At 41.8% G+C, this 12,021-nt stretch carries 10 protein-coding genes; 9 read left to right on the top strand and 1 reads right to left on the bottom strand.

Going from position 1 to position 12,021, the window contains the following annotated elements; all coding sequences use genetic code 11:
- The first annotated feature begins 5 nt into the window (after window positions 1–5).
- From C4S54_RS15620 to C4S54_RS15605, 4 genes are all read left to right on the top strand, one after another.
- Window positions 6–1,277, top strand: a complete 1,272-nt coding sequence (locus tag C4S54_RS15620; RefSeq protein ID WP_103870315.1) for a hypothetical protein — start codon at window positions 6–8, stop codon at window positions 1,275–1,277.
- The gene (locus C4S54_RS15615) at window positions 1,277–1,942 is read left to right on the top strand and encodes a DUF6320 domain-containing protein (protein WP_022774865.1); all 666 of its coding nucleotides are present in this window, start codon (window positions 1,277–1,279) and stop codon (window positions 1,940–1,942) included. Before C4S54_RS15620 ends, C4S54_RS15615 begins: the two co-directional genes overlap by 1 nt.
- Before the next feature lie 190 nt (window positions 1,943–2,132).
- A complete protein-coding gene (locus C4S54_RS15610; protein ID WP_103870314.1) occupies window positions 2,133–3,365 on the top strand; it encodes a pectin acetylesterase-family hydrolase in 1,233 nt (410 codons plus the stop codon).
- Window positions 3,362–4,789 (top strand): alpha-L-fucosidase, encoded by a 1,428-nt coding sequence (locus tag C4S54_RS15605; protein WP_103870313.1) that lies wholly within the window; start codon window positions 3,362–3,364, stop codon window positions 4,787–4,789. Before C4S54_RS15610 ends, C4S54_RS15605 begins: the two co-directional genes overlap by 4 nt.
- A gap of 25 nt (window positions 4,790–4,814) precedes the next feature.
- Here C4S54_RS15605 and C4S54_RS16055 read toward each other — a convergent pair whose 3' ends face one another.
- A complete protein-coding gene (locus C4S54_RS16055) occupies window positions 4,815–4,985 on the bottom strand; it encodes a hypothetical protein (protein ID WP_022774861.1) in 171 nt (56 codons plus the stop codon).
- 142 nt (window positions 4,986–5,127) lie between these two features.
- On the opposite strand from C4S54_RS16055, the gene C4S54_RS15600 reads away from it, so the two are divergent.
- From C4S54_RS15600 to C4S54_RS15580, 5 genes are all read left to right on the top strand, one after another.
- A complete protein-coding gene (locus tag C4S54_RS15600) occupies window positions 5,128–6,306 on the top strand; it encodes a hypothetical protein (protein ID WP_103870312.1) in 1,179 nt (392 codons plus the stop codon).
- Between the two features lie 174 nt (window positions 6,307–6,480).
- Window positions 6,481–7,980: a glycerol kinase GlpK gene (gene glpK / locus C4S54_RS15595; protein ID WP_103870311.1), complete on the top strand. Its 1,500-nt coding sequence runs from the start codon at window positions 6,481–6,483 to the stop codon at window positions 7,978–7,980.
- A gap of 17 nt (window positions 7,981–7,997) precedes the next feature.
- Window positions 7,998–9,446 (top strand): NAD(P)/FAD-dependent oxidoreductase, encoded by a 1,449-nt coding sequence (locus tag C4S54_RS15590; protein WP_103870310.1) that lies wholly within the window; start codon window positions 7,998–8,000, stop codon window positions 9,444–9,446.
- Window positions 9,443–10,711: an NAD(P)/FAD-dependent oxidoreductase gene (locus C4S54_RS15585; RefSeq protein ID WP_103870309.1), complete on the top strand. Its 1,269-nt coding sequence runs from the start codon at window positions 9,443–9,445 to the stop codon at window positions 10,709–10,711. Before C4S54_RS15590 ends, C4S54_RS15585 begins: the two co-directional genes overlap by 4 nt.
- Window positions 10,712–10,759: 48 nt before the next feature.
- Window positions 10,760–11,125 (top strand): DUF1667 domain-containing protein, encoded by a 366-nt coding sequence (locus tag C4S54_RS15580; protein WP_103870308.1) that lies wholly within the window; start codon window positions 10,760–10,762, stop codon window positions 11,123–11,125.
- Window positions 11,126–12,021: the final 896 nt, after the last annotated feature.

Below are 12,021 nucleotides of genomic sequence, written 5' to 3'. Positions count from 1 at the left end.
TTTTGATGGAGAGAAAAAATTGGTACAAACTGGATAATGCCGCTAAGATTGTTCCTTCTACGGCGAGAGGAGCAAACACAAGGGTATTCAGACTTACATGCGAGTTAAAAGAAAAGGTTGAAAAGGACATGCTTCAGATAGCTCTTGATGAGACTATCGATGAATTTCCGTTTTTTAACTGTGTCCTTCACAGGGGACTTTTCTGGTATTACCTTGAGGACAGTGATCTAAGGCCTGTTGTTGAGCTTGAGCACACACCGGCCTGCATGCCGCTTTATATTCCGGGGCATAAAAATCTTTTATACAGAGTTAACTATTTTGATAAAAGAATAAATCTTGAAATGTTCCACGTTCTTGCGGATGGAACAGGAGCCTTTATGTTCTTTAAGACTCTTATTATCCGCTATCTTCAGCTCAAGCACTCACTTAGCGAGGATATTAAGCCCGTTGATGAGTTCTCTGTTGAGGAAAAGAATGTTGATGCATTCACTGACAATTACAGCAAGCAAAAGGGACTTAAGCAGCTTAAGGAGATGTCATCTGTTAAGGCATATCAGGTAAGTGGTGAGCTTGATGAAAACCTGCTTCCGCATCTTCTTGAGGGAACAGTATCAAGCAGCAAATTCCTGGAACTTGCACATCAGCATAACACAACAGTTGGCGTTTTGTGCGTTGCGATCTACATTAAGGCTGCGATACTCAGCATGAACCGTGGTCAAAAGAAAAGGCATGTTGTGGTAAGTGTTCCTGTAAATTTGAGACAGTTCTATCACAGCGGAACAGCCAGGAATTTCTTTGGCGTTATCAATATCGATTATGATCCTGCGAATTATGACGGCAATCTAAATACGATCATAGAGCCTGTTGACAAAGCTTTTAAGGAAAAGCTTTCAGCGGAGAATATTGAAAAGACCATGAATTCATATTCTGCTCTTGAGCACAACCTGGCTGTTAAAGTGGTTCCACTCCCGATAAAGGATTTCACGATTGGAAGATTTGATGCTGCTGCCAAAAAGGGTGTAACAACTTCCATGTCAAACATTGGAAGGATCAAAATGCCCAAAGAGGTTGAGGAATATATAGACAGATTCAGTGCCTTTATGACCGCTGCATCACAGCAGATAACAGTATGCTCTTTTGGCGATAAGATGACCTTTGGCGAAGCCTCACCATTTAAGACCCACAGAGTAATGCTTAATTTCTTTAGATGCCTGTCAGAGCAGGGAATAGAAGTTGAGCTTGGGTCAAATGACTATGATGAGGAGGTAAGTGACTGATGCAGATATGCCCAAAGTGTAAAGTTAATATACGAGGAAATAAGAGCTGTTGCCCATTATGCCAGGGGAAACTTAAAAATGTAGAAGGTGAAGCAAGTCCTTCTTTTCCAACGATAAGAAGAAAAAAGATCAGTAATATCACGTTTTTGAAGGTATGTACCTTCCTGTTTGTGGCTTCTGAAATAGTTTTTGCAACCATCAATATCATGACTGAGAATAAGTTCTCATTTATCAGTCCTGTTATGCTGGGAATTCTGGCAGGATGGATCACGATAATTACCACCATGTATCTTAGAAATAACCTGATAAAGGTAATAACATGGGAAGTAATAGTCGCTATTGTTGTAGATATTTATGTTGATCTTCATACAGGTTTTTATGGGTGGAGCTTTGCGTGGATGATCCCGCTGACTCTCATAGGTCTTGCTATAGCAACCATTATTACAGCCCTTGTTTTGAAGCTAAGGCTTGATGAGTACATTCTTTACCTTGTACTTGATCTTGTGATGGTGCTTCTTCAGATTTTATTTATCAAAAATGGCATGAATAAGGTTCCGTGGCCTGCAGTCACCAGCGTGATGATATACCTGATCCTCTTTGCAGGAGTTATCATCTTCAGGTTCGGTGACCTTAAGAATGCTTCAGAAAAAATGTTTAACATGTGATGATATAGGTGTCACAGATTAAATATGTGTTCATGCTTGCATGAGTAAACATATTTAATCTGATGCCCCTAACAAGCATGAGGAAGTAGGCATATGTGCCGGATTCCGAATGCTTGTAGGATTGCGAGAGCGAAGCGGAGCAATCCGTATATCATCACAAAGTATCATCACAAAGTGTAATAGGTGTTTCATGAGTTTAAAGAACCGACTTAATAAAAACAACTTCAAACGAGGAATCGTCTTTGCAAACAGAGTGGGAGACTTCGTGGAGAATTCCATTGGTAAGGTAATGGAGGACCGCAACAAACTGGCGGATGAACTTCCTGATGATCCCAAGGATATGACCTGGTATAGAGTCTCTCTGGACAGGGGACTTTCTGGAGACGGCTCTGAGTATTATATCTATGTTAAAAAAGCTGATCCGGATAAGCTGTGCGTCTTTTTATCAGGAGGCGGAGTGGCATGGAATGAGTACACTGCAGCAAGACCTGTTACAGGGGGCAAAGTTGCAGCGGGACTTCCAAACTATTATTGGAATAATTTAAGGCCTTTTACACAGCTTATGAATATAAACGTTGGGATAACCGACATAGCATCGGATAAAAATCCTTTCAAGGATTGGAGCTTTGTGGTAATTACCTATGCCACAGGAGATTTCCATATCGGAAACAATGATTATCCATATAAATCAGAGGAAGGTAAGGATGAAGTCCTTCATTTCCATGGATACGTAAATTTCCGCGAGAGTATGAAAGTGGCTAAAAAGCTCTTTCCATCACCATCAAAGCTTTTGATAGCCGGTAATTCAGCAGGTGCCTTCGCGGTTCCTGCCCTGGCTGGAGAGATCGTTGATGACTATTATCCAAACGCCAGGAATATCACGGTTTTTTCTGACAGCGGACAGCTCCTTTACAAAAACTGGAGAAAGACAGCTAAAAATATCTGGATGACAAAGGAAAGTCTTTGGAAGCCGATAGTTAGTGATAACATAACCCTTGACTGGTATAAGGCTCTTTATGCCAAGTATGGGGACAGGTTTAAATTTTTATATTCAAGTTCCACCAGAGATTATCTATTAAGTGCTTATTACAACGATATTATCCGCAGAAAGTATGAGACGGATTCTGAAGTGCAGGATGAGTACTATCACCAGCTTATTCAGATGGTAAAAGAGCTAAAGAGTATAACTCCATCTTTTGGCATTTTCATAAATGATTGGAAATTACCGCTTATTACCATGGGAGGAACAGTTCACACCAGTGTGAGAGAGCTCCATTTCACCGCATTTACCCAAAATGGCATATCTATGGCCAACTGGCTTATTGATGCCGTTGAAGGTAAGGTTTATGATGTTGGAATGGATCTTTTACGAGAAGATAAAGAGAAAAATAAAAAGGGGAAAGCAAGGACTAGAAAGAAATGACTTACACAGCAGATTGGGATTCACTATCAAATTACAGAGTGCCGCAGTGGTACTCAGATGCACGATTTGGAATATTCATCCATTTTGGAATATATTCCGTTCCTGCATATGCCAATGAATGGTATTCAAGAAATATGTATATTCAGGGCACAAGAGAGTTTGAACATCATGTTAAGACCTACGGCCCTCATAAGGAGTTTGGATACAAAGATTTTATTCCAATGTTCAAGGCTGAGAAATTTAATGCAGATGAATGGGCAGATCTTTTCCAAAAGGCGGGAGCAAAATATGTAGTTCCTGTAGCAGAGCACCACGACGGATTTCAGATGTACAAGAGCAAGATATCAAAATGGAATGCCTATGAGATGGGACCAAAGATTGATTATCTTGGAGAGCTTAAAAAGAGCGTTGAGAAAAAGGGCATGAGACTTGGCGCTTCTTCACACAGAATCGAGCACTGGTTCTTTATGAGCCATGGCAGAGATTTTGAGAGTGATATAAACGACTCTATTACAAAGGACAGCCTCTACTGGCCTGCAATGAAAGAGCCTGAGGATCATTACGACCTCTATGCTGAGCCTACTCCAACAAAAGAGTTTATGGAGGACTGGCTTTTAAGAACAAAAGAGATCATTGATAACTATCATCCTGAAGTTCTTTATTTTGACTGGTGGATCCAGGAGGCATGCTTAAAGCCATACCTTAGAGAGATGGCAGCTTACTATTACAACGAAATGGAGAAGATCGGAAAGGTTGGTGTCATCAACTACAAGCACGATGCATTCCCATTTGGTGTTGCGGTTCCTGATGTGGAGAGGGGACAGATGGCTCTGGCACAACCATTTATCTGGCAGACTGATACGGCAATAGGAAGACGCTCCTGGTGTTACACTATCGACAATGAGTACAAGGATTCTGAGGAAATAGTATGCAACCTTATCGATGCAGTGGCCAAGAACGGAAATATGCTCTTAAATGTCGGACCAAAGCCAGACGGAACAATTTCTGATGAAGATAAAAAGACATTACTTGGAATAGGTAAGTGGCTCTCAGAAAACGGCGAAGCTATCTATAATTCAAAGCCATACAGAGTAGCAGAAGAAGGACCAACCAAGATGGCCGGCGGACAGTTTACCGATAAGCAGAAGATAAACTATACGCCTGAAGATATCAGATTCACAGTGGCACATGGCAATATCTATGTACATGTTCTAAAATGTTCTGATAATGGCGAATACATAGTAAAGAGCCTTGGTACACAAAAAGATGCCGCCAGTTCTACCGGTTTTTCGGGTATAATCAGAGGCATCAAAGTGCTGGCAAACGACAGTCCTGTAACTTTTGAAAGAAAAGACGATGGTCTTCATTTAAAAACAGATTACAAGAGCGATATGCCAGTCGTATTTAAGATTGAAATGTTATAACGGATGATCCGGGTAGAAGCTTGCTTCAATCAACAAAGCAGGCTTCTATCTGAGCTTCATATTCATCACGAAGATCCTCGGGAATATCATACTCATCCAGTGCTTCGGCAACTGACCAGTGTTCATTGGCCATAGAACGAAGAATGCTACGTATTATCAGCTGGTCTGAAGCCTCCAAAGTAGCAACACTATTCATAATCACACCCTCCTCAAAAAACGAAAATTCATACACTTTCTAACTACAATATATTGTAGTATAAAAAAATATAGATACAAGTATTGACATTTATTTGAGAATAACTTTTGTGTAATATGCACATAAAATGAGGGGTAATTTCATGCAATTGCTTGTAATTACAATTTTATTATCTGTACTTGGTCTTTTGTCATCTTTTGTTTTAGTCGGAATATTTCCATCAATTATAGCGCTTTGTCTGAGTATTTATTGTTATTTGCAGAAAAAATCAATAAATATAGTCAGAGCTCTTTGCATGTCTGTTGTAGGAGTTCTGGTTCCAATTATCATGTATCTTAATTGCTACGGTATTTCGTTACCTTTTGATAAAGGGATGGGGATGCCTTTTTGGAAACAGATAATATATGAGAATTATTCCAACATGGGATTCGATATGTCTTTTCTCAAAGGGAAAAAGAATCTGGATCTTAATGTTGAGTCCATAGATACAGCCCAAACAGAGAATGAAGATACTGAAAAAGAAAGTGAAGACCTCTACTACGTAAGTGACGGTGTTGTTCAGGATAAACCTGGATATGTAAGCGGGACAGCTGCAAGTAGTACAGGTACTTCAGAGGAAAAAGAGGAATCACTTGATTACAGGGACTATCCTCAAAACATCTTTGAGAAATTTGAAGATATAGAAAAAGACTATGATACAAAACCTGTAAGCGGATTCGTGGGGGCTTCTGATGATGATATGCCATCCTATGGCGGACTTCCTCTTGGGACGATCATAGTTGCCCAGTATTTCAGAGAGGATGATCACAACTGTAATCCTGTTATTGTGCTCCAGAATAAGACAGGAGAAACATTCAGATATGAGTGCATGTTCACAGCAAGAGACAGCGAGGGAAATGAGCTGGCAGTTTCTGAGAGAACATCGGAGGTGGTGCCTGATGAGGCCAAGTTCGTGATTGAGGGGCGTTTTGATAAGAGCGACTTAAATGGCATGATCCCATCAATGTATGAATTCACCATTACCAAAAGAACTCCCTACGAAAAGGACATGACTGATCAGGTTCTCGTCTACACGAAGGTGGATGGCAACTCGGTTATTTTAGCGGCCGACAATACTTCAGACATAAAGGTCAAGGTTGATGCCTACATTCTTTTCTTTGACGGAGATGAGCTTGTGGACTGTATCTGGCTTATTCCACACAACATTGATGAAGTCTGTATAAATCCGGGGAGTCTTGCCACAATAAAGGGCGATGCCTATTACAAATTTGACAGGATAGAAACTTACTATACTGCTTACGAAGCAATCGAAGCAGATTGATAGCACAAGAAAACTAAAAAAGATATATTGGTTTCCAACAAAAACCAATATATCTTTTTGTTAAAATGCTACAAAAATAGAGCTAGAATATTGTGAATGTATTGCAAATAGCACAATATGGACTTATCATAATAGCATGATTTAAGATTTTTTGGGGAAGGGTAGGAGTAATAAATGGCTAAATATGTAATGGCTTTGGACTCTGGAACAACAAGTAACAGATGTATCCTTTTTAATCAAAAGGGAGAGATCTGTTCCTGTGCTCAAAAGGAATTCACACAGTTCTTTCCGGAGCCAGGCTGGGTTGAGCATGATGCCAGCGAAATTTGGCAGACACAGTTGTCTGTAGCAAGAGAGGCAATGAATAAGATTGACGCCAAATTTGAAGATATAGCATCAATCGGAATAACAAATCAGCGTGAGACTGTTATCGTTTGGGACAGAAAGACAGGACAGCCCATCACACACGCCATTGTATGGCAGTGCCGCAGAACTGCTGATTTTGCAGAAAAAATGAAAGCTGAAAGACCCGGAATCGTAGAGGAATTCCAGTGCAAGACAGGTCTTAAGTTCGATCCTTATTTTTCAGGAACCAAGATCAGATGGATCCTCGATAACGTCGATGGAGCAAGACAGCGAGCAGAAAATGGCGAGCTTTGTTTTGGAACAGTTGATTCCTGGCTTATTTACAAGCTTACAAAGGGAAAGGTTCATGTAACCGATTATTCTAACGCTTCAAGAACACTTCTTTTTAACATCAATACATTGGAATGGGATAAGGAGCTTTGCCAGATTCTTGATATTCCTATGAGCATGCTTCCTGAGGTTAAGCCTTCAAGCTGCGTCTATGGCGAGACAGATCCTGAGTTCTTTGGAGGACCTATTAGGATCGCAGGAGCTGCAGGTGACCAGCAGGCGGCGCTTTTTGGACAGACATGTTTCAACAAGGGCGATGCCAAGAACACTTATGGAACCGGCTGCTTTATGCTCATGAATACAGGAGATAAGCCTGTTTATTCCAAGAATGATCTTTTGACAACAATTGCATGGGGCATCGATGGAAAAGTCACATATGCGCTGGAAGGTTCAGTCTATGTTGCAGGAGCAGCAATTCAGTGGCTTAGGGACGAGCTCAGAGCAATTGATTCCGCACCTGATTCAGAATATTTTGCAACAAGAGTTAAAGATACAAACGGATGCTACGTGGTTCCTGCATTTACAGGACTTGGTGCTCCATATTGGGACCCTTACGCAAGAGGCGCGATCGTAGGACTTACACGAGGCGTAAATAAGTACCACATTATAAGGGCGACAGTTGAGTCTTTGGCTTTCCAGACTGCAGATGTACTTGCAGCCATGGAGCTTGATACAGGAAATAAGCTCACAAGTCTTCGAGTTGACGGCGGAGCTTCCAAGAACAATTTCCTGCTTCAGTTCCAGTCAGACATTATAGATACAGATGTTGTAAGGCCAAGTTGTGTAGAAACTACAGCTATGGGAGCAGCATATCTTGCAGGTCTTGCGGTTGGATACTGGAAAAATAAAGAGGATGTTTTAAATAACTGGTCTGTAGACAAAGAGTTCAAGAGCTCAATGGATAAGGAAAAGAGAGAAAAAGAGCTTGCGGGCTGGAAACAGGCTGTTGCTTCAACACGCGGTTGGGCAAAAAACTAATTTAGGAGATGGTAAATATGTACGATTGTCTAATAATAGGCGCAGGGGTTTCAGGAAGCGCCATTGCCAGAGAAGTATCAAAATACAAGGCTAACGTATGTGTGCTTGAAAAATGCGAAGATGTATGCGAAGGCACATCAAAGGCTAATTCTGCCATAGTTCATGCCGGGTTTGACGCTGAAGAAGGTTCTCTTATGGCCAAGCTCAACGTTGAAGGAAATGAGATGATGGATCAGCTTTCAAAGGATCTTGATATCCCATTTAAGAGAAACGGTTCCATGGTTGTGTGCGTTCACAAAGAGGAACTTGATGGCCTTAAGACTCTCTATGAGAGAGGGGTAAAAAATGGAGTTAAGGGTCTTAAGATTCTTTCAAAAGAGGAAGCTTTAGAGATGGAGCCTAATCTTTCAGATAACGTAGAGGGTGCTTTATTTGCCCCTACAGGCGGAATCATCTGCCCGTTTGAACTTACGATAGCTATGGCTGAAAATGCCAATGTAAACGGAGTTGAGTTTAGATTTAACACTGAAGTTGAAGATATCAAAAAAGGTGAGGATGGCCTTTGGCATTTAAGAACAAACAATGGTGAATATGTGACCCGTATGGTTATAAATGCCGCAGGCGTTCATGCCGATGAAATCCACAACATGGTCAGCAGCGATAAGATGCACATTATTGAGAGACGCGGAGACTATTGCCTTCTTGATAAGCAGGTCGGGGGTTATGTATCACACACTATTTTCCCTCAGCCTACTAAATATGGTAAGGGAGTACTCGTTACACCTACTGTTCACGGCAATCTCCTTGTTGGCCCTACAGCAATCGACCTTGAGAACAAAGAGGGCAACAATACAACAGCACAGGGACTTGATGAAGTTGTTTCAAAGGCAAGTGAAAATGTAAAGAATCTTCCTATGAGGAATGTCATTACTTCTTTTGCAGGACTTCGTGCTCATCTTGAAAGACATGAGTTTGTAATCGAGGAAGTTAAGGATGCACCTGGCTTTATCGATGTTGCAGGTATCGAGTCTCCTGGACTTTCAGCTTCTCCTGCTATTGGAAAGATGGTTGGAGAAATGGTAAAAGAAAAGCTCTCTTTAACTGAAAAAGAGAACTGGATCGGAACAAGAAAAGGAATCACAAAGACAGAGGGACTTTCTGTTGAAGAGATGAATGAGCTCATCAAAAAGAACCCTGCTTATGGAACAATCGTATGCAGATGCGAATCCATAACAGAAGGAGAAATCCTTGAGGCTATCCACAGACCTCTCGGCGCACGCTCACTTGATGGAGTAAAGCGCAGAACAAGAGCAGGAATGGGAAGATGCCAGGCAGGCTTCTGCAGCCCAAGAACAATGGAAATAATCAATAGAGAACTGGGACTCCCTTACGAGAAGATAACCAAGAGTGGTGGCAAATCGTACATTGTCCTTGAAAGAACAAAAGGGGAGGCAAGTTTATCATGAAAACAGTAGACATAGTAATTGTAGGTGGCGGTCCTGCAGGACTTGCAGCCGCAGTAGCAGCAAAAGAGGCAGGAAATGACAGCATACTTATCCTTGAGAGAGACCATGAACTTGGTGGAATCTTAAATCAGTGCATCCACAATGGTTTTGGCCTTCATACTTTCAAGGAAGAGCTTACAGGCCCTGAATATGCTTATAGATTTATCAAACAGGCTTTGGATCTTGGTATTGAGTATAAGCTTAATACCATGGTTATGGATATTTCTGCAGATAAGGTTGTAACTGCAATAAATAAAGATGACGGATGCTTCCAGATAGCAGCCAAGGCAGTTATCCTTGCCATGGGATGCAGAGAAAGGCCAAGAGGTGCCCTCAATATTCCGGGTTACAGACCGGCAGGTATCTTTTCTGCAGGAACAGCTCAGAGACTTGTAAATATTGAAGGATATATGCCAGGAAGAGAGGTTGTTATCCTTGGATCAGGCGACATCGGACTTATCATGGCTCGCCGAATGACACTTGAAGGTGCAAAGGTAAAGGTTGTAGCTGAGCTTATGCCTTACTCAGGCGGACTTAAGAGAAATATAGTTCAGTGTCTTGATGACTATGGAATTCCTCTTAAGCTCTCACATACTGTAGTTGACATTGAGGGAAAAGACCATGTGACAGCCGTAACTATCGCAGAAGTTGGCCCGGATAGAAAGCCAATCAAGGGTACAGAAGAGAGATACACTTGCGATACACTTCTTTTATCCTGCGGACTTATCCCTGAGAATGAGCTTTCAAGATCAGCAGGCGTAAAGATGAGCCCTGTTACGTCAGGCCCTGTCGTAAATGAGTCACTTGAGACCAACATCCCGGGCGTATTTGCCTGCGGCAATGTTCTTCACGTTCATGACCTTGTTGACTATGTTTCTGAAGAAGCAAAAAGAGCAGGCCAGAACGCTGTTAAGTACATAAATGATGGCTGCAAGGATGAAAGCGGTGCAGAAACAATTGAGATCACTGCGACAGAGGGCGCGAGATATACAGTTCCAAGTTCAATCAACCCTGAACGTATGGATGATCTTTTGACAGTAAGATTCAGAGTCGGTGATGTTTACAAGAACTCTTTTGTCAGTGTTTACTTTGATGATGAGCGCATCATGCACAACCAGAAGAGGATCATGGCTCCCGGTGAAATGGAACAGATCATTTTGAGAAAGAGTCAGATTCAGGAACATAGCGGACTTAAGAAGATAACGGTTAAGATTGAGAACGAATAAGATTAAAATAGCTTATCTAATAAGATCAGGGAAATAGAGGTATTGGAAATGGAAAAAAGAGAACTTACCTGTATAGGATGTCCTATGGGCTGCCAGCTGACTGTATCTATGGAAAACGGAGAGGTTTTGGAAGTTGCCGGCAATACCTGCCCAAAGGGCGATATATATGCAAGAAAAGAAGTTGTTAATCCCACCAGGATTGTCACAAGTACCATCAGAATAACCGGTGGAGATAAAGAGAGAGTATCAGTAAAAACTGCAAGCGATATTCCAAAGGACAAGATCTTTGAAGTCATGAAGGATATTGACGCGGCTGTTGTTAGTGCACCTGCGCATATTGGAGATGTACTTGTGAAAAACGTTGCAGGAACTGGTGTTGATGTTATTGCAACAAGAGAAATAGCAGCAGTTTGATATAAGGCTGTAGATTAACGGGAGGATTACTGCGCAACCTGTTTGGGCGCACAGCAATCCTCTTTATTTGTATATGCGTAAGTGATTGGTAAGTAATTGGCAGCGTCCGCCACCATTGACTGAACCTGATGAAAACGCCTTGGTCTGCGAGCCGACGGTGAGGATGATGGGAACAGTAGATTTTCTCGCACCGTCGGATTTAGCATTGTAGCGTTTTCCCCAGAACCCGTCAATGGCAAGCACCTTCGGCGTGGCTGGGGATTATTGCCTCAGGCTCTGACTCCGAGAACAGTAGGGATGGCTACTTTCAATAATGTGTAGGGCTATATTTTCATTTTACTGTGACAATTTATTATAACCTGCACGGATAACGTGCTATTACAAAAAACATGACCTAATTAGCATTTTTCATAAGTCTAGGTCATGTTTTTTGTCATGGTATCGCCCTGCGATTACAGAATTCATGACCTAATCAACGGATTTCATAAGTTTAGGTCATGTTTTTTGTCGTTGAATCGCTCTGCGATTACAGAATCCATGACCTAATCAACGGATTTCATAAGTTTAGGTCATGTTTTTTGTCATGGAATCGCTCTGCTATTACAGAATCCATGACCTAATCAGTGGATTTCATAAGCCTAGGTCATGTTTAGATAGCTCGTTCCCCCGGCTTTGGGCATATAGCATGATATCGAGCTTGCAGCCACCCCTCATCATAGCTTTTATCGCAGGCATTTGGGCATATACGGCGATTATCCGTCCGCAGCCACCATTTTAACGGGTGGCCCGAGTCTTGAAATCGGCCTATATGCCCAGTTGACCTTCATGAGGGGTGGCTGGCCTCGCAAAAAGTTGCTATAAGGACAAAATAGTAAAAGTCAGAGGTGGCTGGGAGC

This window comes from Butyrivibrio sp. Su6 (assembly GCF_900108105.1).
GTDB lineage: Bacteria > Bacillota > Clostridia > Lachnospirales > Lachnospiraceae > Butyrivibrio.
The sequence above is the reverse complement of the archived record's forward strand: the minus strand, read 5'-3'. Positions and strand labels throughout refer to the sequence as shown.